Consider the following 15,577-nt stretch of genomic DNA (forward strand, 5'->3'; position numbering starts at 1 on the left):
GGGCGGTGGCGGCGGGCCCCCGCGGCGGCGGGGGGCGGGGCCCGCGCCACCCGGGCCGGCACCCGGGTGGGTTTCTCGGGGGGGGAGGACCCGGGGGGGTTTTACCAGGGGGGGGGGGCGGGTTCCCGCCCCACCCCTCGTCGTATATCCGAAGTGCGCCACGATAGGTGCATTTCGCCAGAATTCCTGACTTATGAGTCTTTCGCTGCGTACGGTAACCCTCAAGTGGTACTGGAGGGTTACGTGAACCGGATCAGGATCTTCTGCGCCATCGGGGCTGTCGTCGTGCTGCTGGGCAGCGGCACGGCCGGGCACGCCGACGCCCGCGACGACAAGGCCCGCATCGACCGCCAGATCCAGGAGACGCAAGCGACCCTCGAGGCTGCCACCGAGCGGGCCCAGCAGGCGGCGACCGACCACGCCGCCGCGACCGCCGCGCTGCCCGGCGCCGAGGACGCCCTCGAGGAGGCCAAGGGCCGGGTCATCGCCGCCGACGCCGCCGCACGCCAGGCGGCGCGCGACCGGGACGCCGCCGAGGCCGTGCTCGATGCGGCCGACGACGACTACGACGCCGCCAAGGCCGAGGTCGAGCAGGGCCGCGCCGACGTGTCCGTGTTCGTCGCCGCCACGTACAAGGGCAGCGGCTTCGCCATGGTCAACTCGATCCTCGAGTCCAGCTCGCCGAACGACCTGGCGCTGCGCATCTCATACCTCGACCGCGTCGCCGCCGAGAGCCAGCGGGCGCTGGACGACCTGACCCGCGCCAGGATGTCGGCCAAGCAGCGCTCCGACGTCGCCGAGCTGGCCCGCGACAAGGCCCGCCGGGCGGCCGAGCAGACCCGCCAGGCGCTGCAGGACAGCATGGCCGCGCAGGCCGGCGCCGAGCAGGCCGCCGCCGACGTCCGGGCCCTGATCGACAAGAGCGCGCAGGCCGAGGCCGTCGCCAACTCCGAGCGCACCGCCGTCCTCGCCCGCTACCAGCAGCTCAAGGTCGACAGCGAGCGCGTCGCCGGCGAGCTGCGGGCCGCCGCTGCGGCGGAGGCGGCGGCCGCGGCGAAGGCGGCCAAGGCGGCCGGCAAGACCGGCGGGTCCGGCACCGGCGGCGCGCCGCTCACCACCGCGGTCCCGCCGAAGACCGGCGCCTTCTTCCTGATGCCCGTGCACGGCTGGAAGTCCAGCAACTACGGGATGCGCTTCGACCCGGTCTACAAGGTGTACCAGCTGCACGCCGGCATCGACGTCGCGGCCGGCGGCGGCCAGCCGATCGTCGCGGCCGCCGACGGCAAGGTGGTCCGGGCCGGCTGGGCGGGTGGCAACGGCAACTACACCTGCATCTCCCACGGCCTCTACCAGGGCAAGGGGCTGGCCACCTGCTACGGGCACCAGTCGCAGATCCTCGTCCGCGTCGGCCAGACCGTGCACCGCGGCGAGCTCATCGGCCGGGTCGGCACCACCGGCGCGTCGACCGGCAACCACCTGCACTTCGAGGTCCGCCTCAACGGCAGCCCCGTCCAGCCGCTGAACTGGCTGCCGGGCTGCCTCTGCTGACCGTTTGCACCGGGTCCTGGAACCGGCCGGGGTGCCGCGACGCGCTCCGCTCCGCCGGAAACGTGCTTGCTCAGCGCGATACGCTGATACTCCTGTCAAGGTTTGTGGAGGGGTCGATGCCGCGCGAAAAGGGACGCAAGGTCGTCGCGTCCAACCGGAAGGCGCGTCACGACTACGAGATCCTCGAGACGCTCGAGGCCGGCGTCGTGCTCACCGGCACGGAGGTCAAGTCGCTGCGCGCCGGGCGCTGCTCGCTCGTCGACGCGTTCGGGCAGATCTCCGACGGCGAGGTGTTCCTCCACGCGATGCACATCCCCGAATACACGATGGGCACGTGGACGAACCACCCTCCCCGTCGCGTCCGGAAGTTGCTGCTGAAGCGGCAGGAGATCGGCCGCATCGGCAACAAGGTCCGCGAGAGCGGCCTCACGCTGGTGCCGCTGTCGGTCTACTTCGCCGACGGCTGGGCCAAGGTGGAGATCGGCCTCGCCCGCGGCAAGAAGTCCTACGACAAGCGCCAGTCACTGGCGAAACGTGACGCCGAGCGGGAGATCTCTCGCGTCATGGGCAGTCGCAACAAGGGCAGAACCGAGTAAATCGGCCCGCGTGGCTGAGTAGTGCTCGACAGACGAGCGAGCAATGCGTGCAAGCCATATAGTCCGTGCGTGACCGAGATTCGGGTCGATGTTGACCTCGAGCACCCGCCGTCCGCGGTGTGGCGTGCGCTCACCGAGGCGCACCTCGTCACCGACTGGCTGCCCACGACCCGGTTCATGGTCCGCGACGACGGCACGTTCACGTTCCAGGCGACCGCCCTCGCCGGCCTCGAGGACCCGATCGAGGGCGAGGTCGTCACCACCGAGACGGCGCACCGCCTGGTCATGCGCTGGTCGGGGGAGAACCTGCACACCGTCGTCGCGCTGACGCTCGACGAGCTGCCCGGCGGGGGCACCCGATTCACCATGACCCAGAGCGGGTTCCTCGGCCCGCAGGGGACGATGCGGCGCAGGGTGCTGCGCAGGACGTACCAGCAGCTGTTCGAGGGCCCGCTCACGGCGACCCTGGCGAAGCACGCCCTGCCGCCCGCTCCGTCCGCCCTGGCCGCTCCGTCCGCTCCGTCCGCTGCGGTCGCCACCGACTCGCCGGCGGCCGTGCGGCGCAATGACGGCGGGCCGTTCAACCGGCTGCCGCGCCAGCTCAGCGGGCCGAGCCGCTCCGCGCCCGGGCTCAGCTCGCACACGCGCTCCACCGCCGGCCCTCGCCCGACGACCACCATGCCGGGCTTCGCCGCCGCGGTCCTTGGCGCCCGGGCGACCGGGGTCGCGGCCGTGCCCGTCGGCGGGGACACCGCCACGACCGCCGCGCCGCTCGCCGTCGCGGCACCAGCCGCCACATCGCCTGCCACCACATCGCTCGCCGCTGTGGCGCCTTCCGCGCCCAGCCACCGGTCGACACGGCCATCAGGGATCGCGGCCTACGTGCGTCGGCTGGGCTCCCTCGGTACATCTGCCGCAAACGCGATCGTCGCGCGGGTGCGACGCGTCGCCGCAGCTCGTGACTGGTCCGCCGACCGTCGCAGCCAGGCCATGGCGGCGGCGGCCGCGATCCTGCTGCTGCTCGCGATGATCGCCCTGCTCGTCGGCAAGGCCACCGCACCGCACCCGGCCAAGCCGCCGCGCACCGGCGGCGGCCTCGAAGGGCCAGTGCAGGCCACGTTCCCCGGCACGCCGGCCGAGCGCTCCTCGCGCCCCGCCCTGGTCTCCGCGAGCTCCGCCGCGGCGACCGCGCCGCCCTCCTCGCCGGGCGCGCCCAGCGTGGTGGCCGCCGCGTCCGGTCCGCAGCTCATCGCCGGCAGCCGCACCGAGGACCTCACGCTGACGTCCTACCGGGTGACCGTCACCATCACCAACCCCGGCCCCGGCGCCAGCACCGGCTGGACCGTCGCCGTCGTCCTGCCCCTGCTCGACCTCACCGTCCGCAACGTCGACGGCGCCGTCATGACCCGCACCGGCCTCAAGGTGATCTTCACCCCGGTCGACAGCACCCGCACCATCGCCGCCGGCGGCACCGCCACCCTGCGCTTCGAGGTCCAGGGCCTCGGCGTCCGCAACGCTCCCCTCAACTGCACCATCGACGGCCGTCCGTGCACCCAGGTATCGGGATGAAAAGCTGGACGCGACGCGTTACTCTAGATCAGTCGCTCGGTGGGAGCGGCGGCCAACACCACCCGCGCGGGGGTGACTGGTTTCGACTTTGTGCGCCGCGTTAGGGGAAGCGAGCCGAGGAAGCCGACGTTGTCTCGTGAATCAGTCGTCGGAAAAGTATAAGCGCCAATTACAAGCGCTCCGATCTCGCTCTCGCTGCCTAAGCAAGGGTAGAGATCTGTCGGTCCGGGTTCGCCTTCGACCCGATCACCGGCATCAGCTAGAAGGCTGGCCAACCGAGTCCTGTCGCGGGGCTCGTGCGGCGAGATCAATCGCGACTGGACCCGTCATACCGACTCGCTCGCGTGATCGGTAGGGCCGAGTAGAGACACAGCGAGCTGCGCTCGGAGAAGCCCTAACAAAGCAACGAAGGACCCGGGTTCGATTCCCGGCACCTCCACCATGGAGGGCGTAATCGAACCCGCGCCAGCAAGAGCGGCGCGGAGGAGATCGCCATCAGAGGCGGGGTCACCGACATCGGTGGCCCCGCCTCTGGCTATCTCGGCCAGTGGCTTGACCTGGGCGCCGAGGTCGTCGGACGCCACGAACGGCCCTTGGTCGTCGGCGTCGAGGTAGACCTTTTCGAAGAACGTCCGGTTGAGTGCCTGCCGTGCCTTGGCGCCGGCCTGGCGGTACAGCTCCTGCGGGTCACGCAGCAGATCGAGCAACTCCTGCATGGTCTCGTGTGCCGCGCCGGTGTCCGGCGCCTCTTCGAGTTGCCGGGCGAGCCTCGACCGCTCGTCGCGGATTGCTCGGAGACGTTGAGCGATCTTGTCCTGTGGCCAGTCGGCGTCACCGACGAGGTCGAGGAAGCGATCTTCCTGGGTGTTCAGCTTGGCGAGCTGCGCCTTGACCTTCTGCCGGATCTCGTCCCGCGTCGCGGTCGAATGGTTCAGCACGTCGCCGACCCGCAACGCGATTCGGGCGCTGAGTTCCGCCGGGAGCATCACCGTGGCGTAGTTGTCGATCATCGCTGCCTCGACCTTCGCCGTCGGCAGATACGGCAGGTCGCAGAGGTGCTTCTGGCGTCCCTGGCAGAAGTAGTAGAAGTACAGGCTGCCGGTGTGGCTCTTGCCTCGCATGATCATGAGCCGTCGCTGGCAACGGTGACACCAGACGACGCCCTTGAGGTAGTGGTTGTGGGTGCGTTCGCGGGTGCCGCCGGCTCTGCGGAGGTCGAGCATCCGCTGTACCTCCGCGAACAGTTCCTCGCCGACGAGCGGCTCGTGCCGCCCTCGGTACTCCTGACCCTTGTTGGTGACGAGGCCGAGGTAGTACCGCTCGCGGAGGAGGTTCCCAAGTGAGTTGATCGAGATCGGCGTGCCGACCGGGAACCGTTTCGTCGGCCTCGTCCTGAGACCCGCGTCAGTCAGCGCCTCGATCAGCGCGTGGAACCCGTAGTCACCCGTGGCGTACAGCTCGAACGCCATCCTGATGAGCGGGCCGCGCTCCGGATCGACTGCGACCGTGCGCACCTCGCGGCCCTCGAACGTCTCCCGCACGTTGAGGTAGCCGATCGGGGCCTTGCTGACCGTGCCGCCTCGCGCGATCTTCTGGCTCATCTTGTACGCGATGTCGGCGCCGGCCGACCGGGACTGGTACTCGTTGACGCCGTCGAGGACGGTGGCGACCAGGTCGCCGATGGCGTTGTCCTCGGTGTAGTCCATGACCGAGATCAGCGTCGCGCCGGCCCTGCGGAGGTCCCGCTTGGTGATCGCCGCGTCGATGCTGTTGCGGTGCAGCCGCGACCGGGCGTACACGATCACGTAGTCGATTCCGCCCTCGGCCTTGAGCCGCGCCATCATCGCCTGGAACTCCGGCCGCTTGCCGGTCGTCGTCGCCGAGCGACCCGGCTCGATGAACTCGGCGACGATGTCCGCGTCGAGTTGCGCGGCGCGACCCTGGATGGCGGCGCGTTGAGCGGGCAGCGAGATGCCTTCAGGGTCGTAGTCGGTGTTGACCTGACCGGCCGACGACACGCGCAGGTAGCTGAAGGCGCGCTTGCGGGTGGTCGTCGGCCGGTCGTGGTGGCGGGTCATCTCAGTCCTCCGGTTTGGTCCTGGTCCGTTCTTCGGCCATCAGCACGAGCGCTCTGATGAGCAGGTCTTCATCGACGTGTACGAGCCGTCGCTTCCTTGGTTTGCGTCGGTGCGCGGGCGCCTCCTCTCCGGCTTCTCAGCGACGTCCGCGTGGTCGTCCGTCCGTTGTCCGTCCGCGCGTTTCTTGGCGCAGACGCGTGCGCGTGGCGGACGGACGTCCGTGCGGACGTTCAGGTGGCGCGCCAGCGTCCGCGGCTGACTTGCCGGGCGGTGCCTTGTTCGGCGCGGGTTTGGAGTCGGTCGTAGATCCATGTGCGGCCCATTCCGGTGAAGTGCATGAGTTCGGGGACGCTGAGGCCGTCGCTCGGGGCGTCGCGCAGCGCCATGGTCAAGGTGGTTTCGGGGTCGATGACTTCGCCCTCAATGACGGGCTCGTCGTCGGGTGCTTGGAGTGCGGCATCGGACATCGCGTCGAGCGCTGGTCGGGTGTCGGCGTATCGGGCTGCGGTTGTCTGGACGTTGTCGTCGGTGACGAGGTAGGCGCGGGCGCGTCTGGGTTGGGTGTGGCCGTCGGCGAGGAGGTAGAACTTGCCGGGGGCGTCGAGGGTGTGGGCGTGCCAGCCGGCGCTGAGCATGCCGTTGTCGAGGATGAGGTCGACGTCGCGGCGTTCCCTGACGCGGAGGCAGATGCGGACGCTCATCTGCGAGCGGAGTGCGCCACCACCCATCGATTTCTGTGTCGGGCGCTGGTTGGCGGCGAGGAGGGTCACGGCGACCGCTCGTCCGCGCCGAGCGATCGATTCTGCGGATTCGACGGCTTCAGGGGCTTGTTCGACGAGTTCGGCGTACTCGTCGACCACGATGACGAGCGCGGGCGCTTGTGGTGTCGGGGTCCAGGTGCGGGAGCCGTCGCGGCTCTGGGCTTCGGCGCGGGCGTTGAGGATGCGGACGCCGTCGCGGAGGAGTGCTGCGGCTTCGGCGGGTGTGGTGGCGAGTCTGGCGAGGCAGGATGCCCATGGGCGGAGTTCCATGCCGCCCTTGAGGTCGATGCCCCAGAGGACGACGTCGGGGCAGGTGGCGAGGTTGCCGAGGATGTTGTTGAGGACGCCGCTCTTGCCTGAGTCAGTGGTGCCGCCGATCAGCACGTGTTTGCGTAGCAACGAAACCTTGACGGCGGCGGCGTCCTCGAACACGCCGAGTTCGATGGGGTCGGCGACCGATTGGACGCTTGGTCCGCGCCAGGGGATGGCGCCGGCGTGCGGGTCCTGGGCGAGGACTCGGACGATGGCGCGGCCGGCGTGGGCGGGGTCGGCTTCGACGCGAACGGCGCCGGTGCGGGTGCCGAGGCCGGATTCGATGGCGGGGACGCGGCTGATGACGTCGGCGACGGTTTGGCCGTTGTTGAGTTTGATGCGGGCGCGCCAGCCCCAGACGTCGACCACGGCGGACATGACTCGCGATCCGGCGAGGCCGATGCTGTCGGCGATGTCCGGCCATGCCTGGATGGCGCGGTCGACTCGGACGCGTGCTCTGCGGCGGCGGTGCGCCCACCACGGCACGGCACCGGTCAGGGTGCCGACGACCAGCAGCGTCGGGAGCGGTCCGTGCCATGGGCCTGCGGTGACGGCGATGGCGAGCCAGCCACCTGCGCATGCTGTCGCGGTCGCGGCGTAGATCCGCTCCTCCAGCCGCTCGCTGCGGGTGATGACGCGTGCGATGACGGCGGCGGTGGCGCCGAGGATCCACGGCCACGCGGTCGGGTGGCTCAGGTGCAGGAACGCGGCCGTGATGAACAGTGCCGTCGCGGTCGTGAAGGGTGCGAGTTCGGAGCGGTAGCGGTAGAGCAGTCGGGCGAGTTCGGCGATGAGGCTCGGTTCGTCGGCGACGAGCATCAGCGGTTGGCTGTGCCGTCGTCGCCAGGCGCGGTGGCGTCGGCCGTACGCTCTCATCGCTGCACCTCGTCGCGGAGGTAGGTCAGCGGGTCGGTGTCGCCGTCGTTGTGCGCGTCGAGGGTGGCTCGGGCGGCGGCGAGGAGGTTGGCGTACTCGGTGCGGGCGACGGTCAGTAGGGTGGCTTGGCGTTCAATCTCGGCCAGGAGCACGGGGATGTCGGCGATGGCGGTCCAGAGGGCGACGCGGGTGCCACGGTTGAGCGCCGCGTCGACGTGGGCGAGGACGGCGGTGCGGTCAACGGTGGGTCTGGGTGCCTCGGGCATCAGTCTCCTTTCGTTCGGGTGCTTGGGATTCGGCGGCGAGTTGTCGGCGTAGCGCGGTGGCTCGCGGCCCGGAGATGCGCAATTCCGTGCGGAGCGCGTCGCGGCTGATCGGCCGGCCGTTGTTCGCGGCGCGGTGCTTCGTGTCGGCGTCGCGGGCTTCCTTGAGGAGTTCGTCCTCGGTCCGGACCGGTGGTTTCTGGGCCGGACCTGAGTCCGGACCGGGGTCCGGACTGTCCTCGGCGGTTCGGACCGCGTGGAGGTGGGCGGTCAGGCCGAGGACGGCCGCCGGTACGGCACCGACGGCCACCACGACCGGCCACGTCACGGTGATGAGGTCGGCGGCTGCCGCGTGGTAGACGGCGTTGCCGACGATGCTGGTGGTGATGGCGCCGATGGCGTTGGCGCGGGCGAACCGGACCGCGCGGCGCGGGTTGGTGCCGGACAGCCACACCCGCGCGGCGGTCATGGCGTACGCGTCGATCGTGACCGGCAGCAGGATGGCGAGCCGTTCCGGCCAGCCGCTGAGGACGGCGAGGCCGCGCAGGCCGGTGAAGCTGGCGACGGCCGCCGAGGTCGCGGCGACGAGCATCCCGGCCATCACCCACCCGTCGCGCTGTCTGGTCACAGGTCCACCCCGGCGAGGTACCGGACGGCGGCGGCGAGCAGCCGGCCGATGTGCGGGCCGACGGTGGAGGAGGCGAGGAAGTAGCCGAACAGGGTGCAGGCGGCGATGTGCCAGAGGGGCAGCCGGGCGTAGCGCCACAGCAGGTACACGAGCAGTCCGAGCAACAGGACGGCTGAGACCGAGACGAACAGCGTGGACTCCTTTCTGCTCAGGCGTTCGGGGTGTTGGTGGACGGCCCGGGACGCCGGTGGATGCGGCCGGTGTGCCGTCGCTGCCAGCGGACCCGGGAGCGGCACTTCTTGCAGTAGGTGGCGTGATCCCGGTCGAGCTGTGCCCCGCACGGGCAGCGGCGTTCCCCATCGAGCGGGCCGGGGAGAGGCAACGTTGTGACTCCTTTCGGTTGCTCACCGGCCCTCCTCTGAAACTTGCACATGATATACATGTGCAAGTCTAGAGCGAAGCTGATGACCGGTGAAGGTTCGTTGTGCTTCGATGCCATGAGCATGCGGCTTGGGCACGGGACGTGTTCAGGTCATGGCTGGACGTGTTGAAGATGTCTCGCCTACTGTGGGCATCTGCCGGGACGTCCTGCGACGGGGAGCCATGCCGAACGAACGTCTGCGCTCAGCGCTGCTGGAACGCGGCCTCACGCCGACGAATCTCGCCGATGTGCTCGACGTCGATCCCAAGAGCGTCGAGCGGTGGATCAGCGGGCGCCTGCCGTACCGCCGTCACCGCTACGCCGTGGCCGCGCACCTCGGGGTGGACGAGGCGTACCTGTGGCCGGACGCGCTGACCCGTGACCAGGTCGCGAACGCCTCCGAGAGCGAGATCATCAACATCTACCCGGCCCGGTGGACGGTGCCGTCGGACATGTGGCGGATGTTCTTCGACAACGCCGAACGCGAGATCGGCGTACTGGCCTACAGCGGCCTATTCATCCCCGAGGACACCGGCGTGCAGCGCATCTTCCGCCGCAAGGCCGCCGACGGCGTGAACATCCGCATCCTCATCGGCGACCCGGACAGCGCCGAGGTCACGCAGCGCGGCATCGACGAGGGTATCGACATGGACATGGCCGCGCGGTGCCGCAACGCGATCGTGCTGTACCAGCCTCTGCGCAACATCGACGGCATTGAGTTCCGGCTACACAACACGATCCTCTACAACTCGATCTACCGCGCCGACGACCAGGTGCTCGTCAACACCCACATCTACGGCACGCCCGCCTCCAACGCTCCGGTGCTGCACCTGCGGCACGTCAACGGCGGGGACATGGTCGGGACGTATCTGGAGAGCTTCGACCGGGTCTGGAACACCGGCACACCACTGGAGTGAGGTCCTGCATTGGCTCGCCGTATCGACTTCTTCGACGACCCTGCCGCGCCGCCGGCCAACAGCGTCGTGCCGTCCGCGAACGTCGTCGTGGTCAACGACTCTGGTGAACTGCTGCTGATCCGGCGGACGGACAACGACAACTGGGCGCTGCCGGGCGGGGCGATGGACCCGGGGGAGTCGATGACCGACTGCGCGGTGCGGGAAACCCTTGAGGAGACTGGGATCCACGTCGAGGTGACCGGCCTCGTCGGCATCTTCACCGATCCTCGGCACATCATCCTGTACACGAGCAACGGCGAGGCCCGGCAGGAGTTCTCCATCGTGTACACGGCCCGGCCGGTTAGTGGGACGCCGACGCCGAGTTTGGAGTCGCGGGAGGTGCACTGGGTCGCGCCGTCTGACGTCGAGGGGTTGCAGATGGACCGGTCGATGCGGCTGCGGATCTCGCACTACCTCGCGGGAAACGGGAAGCCGCATCTTGGGTAGCGACTGGGTTAACGCCGCAGCGAGCGTCTTCTCCGCACTCGGCACCGTCGGTGCGTTCGTTGTGGGGTTTGTGCTCCTGCGCCGGGAGCAGAACCGCGAGGCAGAACGCGCCGAGGACGAGCGACGCGGTCAAGCCGCCAGGATCAGCGCGTGGGTTGAGGCGTACCGCAAACCGGACGGCACCCGCGAGCTGGCGTTCCACATCCACAACGCCAGCGACATGCCGATCTACGAAGTCGAGCTACCGATGCCGGACGCGTCGTCAGGGGACGAACGAGACGTCGAGTTCATCGGCATGGTGCCGCCCGGGCAGACGATCCGCCGGCCCGCCCCGGTGGCGTGGCTGCGCTCGTACGTCAACCCCGAGCCGATCGAGATCGAGTTCCTGGATAGCGCCGGCCGCCGGTGGACCCGCAACGAACAGGGCTCCCTGGCTTCAGCCGTAGAGAGCCGCCCCGACCCGCTGTAACGACGCCATCAGTTGTGGGCGTGCCTCGGTCAGCGACCGGGTGACGAGGTGGCCGTCACCGTAGCGTTCGAACGCCTCGCTGAGCCGCTCGTCCAGGTCGACCCGGGCACCTGTAGGGCTGGTCGTCATGTCGCAGAAGGTCAAGGCGTCCAGGACGAAGTCCGCCGGGCTCGGGAACTCCTGGGCGAGGTCACCGTCGAGGTCGCGGTAGCGTGCCTCGATCAGCGCGCACGAGTGGTTGGCGACGAGACGGGTGAGCCGATCGTCCGCGTGCTCGACGTCACGGAGGTACCGCGCGCCGTCGAGGGGATGGAAGCCGACCTTGTTGAGGTTTGGGGCGTAGCCGATGTCGTGCAGCCACGCCGCGCAGACCAGCAGCTCGGCGTCATCGCCGACGACCTGGGCGATGTTCTCTGCGGTGTGCCCGACGCCCTGAACGTGAGCCCACCGCGTCGGCAACGGCTCGGCCAGCAACCGCCCGGCAACGTCCCGCGCCCATCGGACATGTTCCACATGTCCGAGACTAGTGGCGAACGATCACTGCGGCTTGACGAAGCGACCCTTGCCCTGCACCGACACCGTGATGTCTTGGAGCGCTGCGAGCGCCTGCCGTGCCGTCCCTCTGGCCACGCCGTATCGCGTAGCCAGGGCAGACTCGCTCGGCAGCAGCGCGCCGGCTGCCAACTCACCGGACGTGATCTGTTCCCTGAGGTCGGCGGCGATGCGCTGGTAGTGGGGCCTTGTCGCGGCTGTTCGCTGGCCGGGTGCGTTGACCAGCCGCCCTCGGCCGGGCTGCGTGACGATCAGTCCTTCCTCGGCGAGCTGCTCCAGTGCGCGGCGCACCGTGTTGCGCGCGACGCCGTACTCGGCAACCAACGCGGCCTCGGACGGCAGAGCGGCTCCCGGCTGGAACTCGCCCGAGGCGAGCCGGGCACGCAGTGCCTCCGTGATGCCCTTGTAGGCACCCCAAGCCGTTGACCGCATGATGCCCTTCCTGCCGTACCGATCGCCCGTCAGTCTCCCAGGGTGACGCCTCTTCCGGCCGCCTCCGTCAGCAAACCCGCAAGCTGACCCGCGACGTCCGGCGCCATGGGGCCGATCTCGACATGCGCGGAGCCTGCCTGGTCGACAGTGGTGCGCAGGTCGGGGAACGCGCGCCCGACGTCAAAGCCGGCCTCTTCCAGCGCTACCGCCAACGCATCCGCCGCACGCTGCGCCGCCTCATGCCCTGCCATGCCCGTCTCGCTTCCGTCTGCGCGACATCGCACCTGGGCGGGCCGAGTGGCCAAGGCGTGCCGTCCCTCGCCAGCCTTCCCGGTACGCCCTCGCCCAGGAACCGCATCCGAGGGACGTCTAGGGACTTCTTGACTAGAATCGGCTGCACTCGATGGCTAGCAGGAGGTCACCATGCGACATCCGCTCACCCGCGCCCTCGCCAGCGTCGGCCTCAACGCCCTCGACGTCGCCACCCACCTCCAGGTCGACCCCAAGACCGTCGACCGTTGGTTCAACGGCCGAATCCCGTACCCCCGCTACCGCAACGAACTGTCCCGCATGACCGGCTGGTCCGTCGCAGACCTCTGGCCAGACACTGTTGTACGAGAACCGCAGACCGGCACGGATGAAGTCCGGATGGCCTATGCCAACCGCAGCCTCGTCCCGCTCGACGTCTGGCACTCGGTATTCCGCCGGGCGACTGAGGCGATCGACATCATCGCCTACAGCGCGCTGTTCCTGCTGGAGGACCCGGTCATCCTTCGCACCCTCGCCATGAAGGCCGAGGCAGGCGTCCCGATCCGCATCGCCCTAGGCGACGTCGACAGCCACCATGTAGCGGCCCGAGGCGCTGAGGAGCAGATCGGCGACCTGATGGCCGCCCGCATCCGCAACGCCCTCGTCCTCATCAAGCCGCTCCAACGCCTTCCACACGTGGAAGTCCGGCTCCACGACACTGTTCTCTACGACTCGATCTACCGAGCCGACAACGAGGCCCTGGTCAACCTCCACATCCACGGCGTCCCAGCCGCCCACGCCCCAGTTATGCACCTACAGCGGCATGAACCCGACGGCGTAAGCGCCAGGTACATCACTGCCATCGAACGCGTCTGGTCCGTAGCTACCTCTTACGTCGGCTAGCTTTCCCGGCACGCCGAGCCTGCCGAAGCTGCCGCTCACCCAACCGAACCGCATGGTTCGACCAGACCCGCCGAAACTCGAACATGTGCTCGCCCGCGCGGAGCCTTTCCGGGTCCAATGTGCGCTCAACTCGATCCATGTACGCCTCGAAGTACTCAGCGACCTCGACGCCTTCATTGCTGGCCAGCGCAGCGGCGTAGCCGCTCGCCAAGTCCTCCACCACATGTTCGCGAAGCCGCGGGCTCACAATGTGCAACGTCAGGTAATAGGTCGCCTGCATCGCAATTCTGTACTTGATGGCCCATGCGCCGCAACTGCTGCAACGAGAGCCGGTGCCGGAGGTTTGGTCCTGGCCTAGCTTGTGCGTCACCGCCGCGCTCCGCGCTCCTGCTGGGAAGTCCGAATCTGTAGTCATGGTCAACTCCGCTCATTTGCTCATGCAAAAGCCGCTGGACTCGTCGTGTGTAAGAGTGGCTCACTGCGTTGTCTGGAGCGACAACGCAAGCGAGACGTCCTGGGACGGCCACCACGTCCTGCCAATTCGTTCAACTCATTGCCGGCACTCGCATGTATGCGGACACACCGTCTTCATGTCGGTAGCCGTTCGAAGATCGCCGCTGCAATTTGTTCCGTGACGACCACTGCAGCAGTGGATGGACGACAACGCGAGGCGAGTCCTTGGGTTGTCGTCCCGTGGAAGTGGCCGACTCTGGCGGATATGACCGTCTGGTGAAAGGTGGTGGCGTACCGCCCCGGCAAGATTCGCCGATCAGGGTCTATCCATGCTGGCTGCAATGAGCGAGAATCCTCGGAACGGCTACGGTGGGAGGTGGAGCCGTGACAGCGCGTCGCAGGCTGTTTAGCACACCTGCATCGGAAGATGCTGGCGCAACCACGGCAGACCTCTTCGACTGGCAGGCAGCCGTGGCTGCCGCAGACGGATTCACTATTGCGGCGATGCATGCGCAGGAGCAGGCCGAGAATGGTGTGTCGAATAGATCCGTACTATGTGAGCATCATGAAGATTATGCCGTATTGGACGAAGATGAAGTTGAACTCGTTTCAGTAAAGCACCGCGAATTGTCGAGTGGCTCCTGGACATGGGCGACGTTGGCCGATGACGGCGGTCTAGCACATCTGTTCGCGCGATGGGGCGTCCTCGGAAAAACTGTTCAGTGTCGGATGGTAACCAATGCCGAACTTGGCACTGGCGAGCCTTCTCAACTTAGAGAGGCGTGCCAAAAGCTCAGGCTAGGAAGCTCGCCACTCGACTGCGTCCAAGAAGTTCGAGCCTTCGCGATCGAGCTTATTCGACATGCAGATAAAGCAAACCTGCCAAACGAGTGGCGAGTCCCTGAGAAAACGCCAAAAGCAAAGATATATCCGTCTGACGAATTACTGGAAGAAGTCGCGGCGTTTCTTGCGATACTTCAATTTGACACACGCCGCCCACAACGGGACGACATCGCAGCAGCGGCACCCGTGAAATACGCCGAGCCGCTACTAGAAGAACTAGGCCTGTCTACGAACGGAGATGCGAGTAAGGCAGCTTGGGCCGCGGTCCTCGGCATGTTCCGGCAGCGCATGCGCGGACGAGGAAAGGTTCCACTTGGTGAACTGGCGGCTCTAATCGGTCGATTCAAACGCGAAACCCCGGCTGACGGTCTCGCGCGGAAGCTTCGTCGACGACATGTAACAGCGAGCGACGTTATCGCCGCAGTTAATACTGCTGTGCTGGCACCACAAGCGTATGTAAGTGTAGACCTTACGCTCGCAGCAACCAGGCTCGCAGCCAAACTCCATCATGGTGGATGCAGTCCGACGACCATTTTAACTGCCGAGTCGCTGGCTGCTCGCTGGCGCCGAGCAATGCACGAAAGAATGCCGGATGTTCCGGGATCATCCGTCGCCTTTGCAGACGCTGAGATGCATTTGCGTGTGGCGGCAAGCGCGGCGGCTGAGGCCGCCGCCAGTGCATCAGGTGACTCCCTCTACGGCTCTGCCATGTGGCAGCGTTTGAGCAGTCGTGATCTCACTCCAGCGCTCAAGGACCTGCCACTTAGCGGTGATTCGCTCCTTGCGCTCGGCGGCATCTGCGACCTTGCTAGCCGTTGCCAAGTATGGTTTGGACCTGAGTTCGATGTTGAGCTGGCCCAGACGTTACTGCGGGCGAGTCGTCCGAAGGCTAGAGCCGGCGTCGAGGAGGGAGTCGGATGAGTGAGACGAACGTCCGGCTCGCGCAGGCAGTTCAAAACGACATGGTCTACCACCAGGCGCGAGTACTGCTTCTAATACATGCAGTAACACGCGCACCAGGGACGGCGCGTAAACTCGACGGACTCACCAAGCTAGCGAAGCTGGACTTTCTAGTTCGTTACCCAGTGCTTGCCACATATGTGGTCGAAGAACTGATTGGTGATGCTCGCCTAAATCTGACCGATGATGATAGGCGAGAGGTTGAATCTCCCATGATTCGATACAAGTATGGTCCATGGGATGACAAATACTATCCTGTCA

Annotated in this window: 16 protein-coding genes, 1 other RNA gene and 1 pseudogene; 9 read left to right on the forward strand and 9 right to left on the reverse strand. The window is 67.6% G+C overall.

The features are described 5' to 3' along the window. The first annotated feature begins 243 nt into the window (after positions 1-243). The 4 genes from ACFY3L_RS45895 to ssrA all read left to right on the forward strand — a co-directional run bounded on the left by ACFY3L_RS45895 (position 244) and on the right by ssrA (position 4,155). Positions 244-1,548 (forward strand): M23 family metallopeptidase, encoded by a 1,305-nt coding sequence (locus tag ACFY3L_RS45895; RefSeq protein WP_389339706.1) that lies wholly within the window; start codon positions 244-246, stop codon positions 1,546-1,548. Positions 1,549-1,664: 116 nt separating this feature from the next. Further along, positions 1,665-2,144, forward strand: coding sequence for an SsrA-binding protein SmpB (gene smpB / locus ACFY3L_RS45900; protein WP_389339708.1), 480 nt, complete (start codon positions 1,665-1,667; stop codon positions 2,142-2,144). A 69-nt stretch (positions 2,145-2,213) separates the two neighbouring features. Continuing rightward, a complete protein-coding gene (locus tag ACFY3L_RS45905) occupies positions 2,214-3,713 on the forward strand; it encodes an SRPBCC domain-containing protein (RefSeq protein WP_389339710.1) in 1,500 nt (499 codons plus the stop codon). A 68-nt stretch (positions 3,714-3,781) separates the two neighbouring features. Continuing rightward, positions 3,782-4,155, forward strand: a transfer-messenger RNA (tmRNA) gene (gene ssrA / locus ACFY3L_RS45910). A gap of 616 nt (positions 4,156-4,771) precedes the next feature. Here the strand turns inward: ssrA and ACFY3L_RS45915 are convergent. The 5 genes and pseudogenes from ACFY3L_RS45915 to ACFY3L_RS45935 form a co-directional block, all read right to left on the reverse strand. Further along, positions 4,772-5,791: pseudogene (locus ACFY3L_RS45915) on the reverse strand (recombinase family protein); the annotation flags it as partial. Positions 5,792-6,021: 230 nt separating this feature from the next. Further along, positions 6,022-7,740, reverse strand: coding sequence for an FtsK/SpoIIIE domain-containing protein (locus ACFY3L_RS45920; RefSeq protein WP_389339712.1), 1,719 nt, complete (start codon positions 7,738-7,740; stop codon positions 6,022-6,024). After that, on the reverse strand, positions 7,737-8,006 hold the full coding sequence (locus ACFY3L_RS45925) for a hypothetical protein (RefSeq protein ID WP_389339714.1): 270 nt from the start codon (positions 8,004-8,006) through the stop codon (positions 7,737-7,739). Before ACFY3L_RS45925 ends, ACFY3L_RS45920 begins: the two co-directional genes overlap by 4 nt. Next, positions 7,978-8,631, reverse strand: a complete 654-nt coding sequence (locus ACFY3L_RS45930) for a DUF2637 domain-containing protein (protein WP_389339716.1) — start codon at positions 8,629-8,631, stop codon at positions 7,978-7,980. The genes ACFY3L_RS45925 and ACFY3L_RS45930 overlap by 29 nt, the downstream gene beginning before the upstream one ends. Next, on the reverse strand, positions 8,628-8,795 hold the full coding sequence (locus tag ACFY3L_RS45935; RefSeq protein WP_389339718.1) for a hypothetical protein: 168 nt from the start codon (positions 8,793-8,795) through the stop codon (positions 8,628-8,630). The genes ACFY3L_RS45930 and ACFY3L_RS45935 overlap by 4 nt, the downstream gene beginning before the upstream one ends. Positions 8,796-9,234: 439 nt before the next feature. Between ACFY3L_RS45935 and ACFY3L_RS45940 the strand changes: the two genes are divergently transcribed. The 3 genes from ACFY3L_RS45940 (at position 9,235) to ACFY3L_RS45950 (ending at position 10,924) form a co-directional block, all read left to right on the forward strand. Beyond that, complete coding sequence (locus tag ACFY3L_RS45940; protein WP_389339720.1) at positions 9,235-9,969, forward strand: helix-turn-helix domain-containing protein; 735 nt, start codon at positions 9,235-9,237, stop codon at positions 9,967-9,969. Between the two features lie 9 nt (positions 9,970-9,978). Beyond that, on the forward strand, positions 9,979-10,455 hold the full coding sequence (locus tag ACFY3L_RS45945; RefSeq protein ID WP_389339722.1) for an NUDIX hydrolase: 477 nt from the start codon (positions 9,979-9,981) through the stop codon (positions 10,453-10,455). Between the two features lie 61 nt (positions 10,456-10,516). Continuing rightward, complete coding sequence (locus tag ACFY3L_RS45950; protein ID WP_389339724.1) at positions 10,517-10,924, forward strand: hypothetical protein; 408 nt, start codon at positions 10,517-10,519, stop codon at positions 10,922-10,924. On the opposite strand, the gene ACFY3L_RS45955 is transcribed toward ACFY3L_RS45950, so the two are convergent. The 3 genes from ACFY3L_RS45955 to ACFY3L_RS45965 are packed head-to-tail and all read right to left on the reverse strand — an operon-like array spanning position 10,892 to position 12,159. Further along, on the reverse strand, positions 10,892-11,437 hold the full coding sequence (locus ACFY3L_RS45955; RefSeq protein WP_389339726.1) for an HD domain-containing protein: 546 nt from the start codon (positions 11,435-11,437) through the stop codon (positions 10,892-10,894). The genes ACFY3L_RS45950 and ACFY3L_RS45955 overlap by 33 nt on opposite strands. A 24-nt stretch (positions 11,438-11,461) precedes the next feature. After that, positions 11,462-11,908, reverse strand: coding sequence for a GntR family transcriptional regulator (locus tag ACFY3L_RS45960; RefSeq protein ID WP_389339728.1), 447 nt, complete (start codon positions 11,906-11,908; stop codon positions 11,462-11,464). Positions 11,909-11,937: 29 nt separating this feature from the next. Continuing rightward, a complete protein-coding gene (locus tag ACFY3L_RS45965) occupies positions 11,938-12,159 on the reverse strand; it encodes a hypothetical protein (protein ID WP_389339730.1) in 222 nt (73 codons plus the stop codon). 172 nt (positions 12,160-12,331) lie between these two features. Here ACFY3L_RS45965 and ACFY3L_RS45970 point away from each other — a divergent pair, with 172 nt between their 5' ends. Beyond that, a complete protein-coding gene (locus ACFY3L_RS45970) occupies positions 12,332-13,060 on the forward strand; it encodes an XRE family transcriptional regulator (RefSeq protein ID WP_389339732.1) in 729 nt (242 codons plus the stop codon). On the opposite strand, the gene ACFY3L_RS45975 is transcribed toward ACFY3L_RS45970, so the two are convergent. Beyond that, positions 13,041-13,430 carry a hypothetical protein gene (locus ACFY3L_RS45975; RefSeq protein ID WP_389339734.1) on the reverse strand — a complete coding sequence of 130 codons (390 nt, stop codon included), beginning with the start codon at positions 13,428-13,430 and terminating at the stop codon, positions 13,041-13,043. The two genes, ACFY3L_RS45970 and ACFY3L_RS45975, sit on opposite strands and share 20 nt — an antisense overlap. A 554-nt stretch (positions 13,431-13,984) precedes the next feature. Between ACFY3L_RS45975 and ACFY3L_RS45980 the strand changes: the two genes are divergently transcribed. Continuing rightward, the gene (locus ACFY3L_RS45980) at positions 13,985-15,277 is read left to right on the forward strand and encodes a hypothetical protein (RefSeq protein ID WP_389339736.1); all 1,293 of its coding nucleotides are present in this window, start codon (positions 13,985-13,987) and stop codon (positions 15,275-15,277) included. Positions 15,278-15,577: the final 300 nt, after the last annotated feature.

Source organism: Dactylosporangium sp. NPDC000521, assembly GCF_042898305.1.
Classification (GTDB): domain Bacteria; phylum Actinomycetota; class Actinomycetes; order Mycobacteriales; family Micromonosporaceae; genus Dactylosporangium.

Excerpts from the sequence above, each read along its gene's own strand:
- ACFY3L_RS45940 (WP_389339720.1), top strand. The coding sequence starts at position 9,235 with ATGCCGAACGAACGTCTGCGCTCAGCGCTGCTGGAACGCGGCCTCACG.
- ACFY3L_RS45970 (WP_389339732.1), top strand. The coding sequence starts at position 12,332 with ATGCGACATCCGCTCACCCGCGCCCTCGCCAGCGTCGGCCTCAACGCC.
- ACFY3L_RS45960 (WP_389339728.1), bottom strand. The coding sequence starts at position 11,908 with ATGCGGTCAACGGCTTGGGGTGCCTACAAGGGCATCACGGAGGCACTG.
- ACFY3L_RS45920 (WP_389339712.1), bottom strand. The coding sequence starts at position 7,740 with ATGAGAGCGTACGGCCGACGCCACCGCGCCTGGCGACGACGGCACAGC.
- smpB (WP_389339708.1), top strand. The coding sequence starts at position 1,665 with ATGCCGCGCGAAAAGGGACGCAAGGTCGTCGCGTCCAACCGGAAGGCG.
- ACFY3L_RS45965 (WP_389339730.1), bottom strand. The coding sequence starts at position 12,159 with ATGGCAGGGCATGAGGCGGCGCAGCGTGCGGCGGATGCGTTGGCGGTA.
- ACFY3L_RS45925 (WP_389339714.1), bottom strand. The coding sequence starts at position 8,006 with ATGCCCGAGGCACCCAGACCCACCGTTGACCGCACCGCCGTCCTCGCC.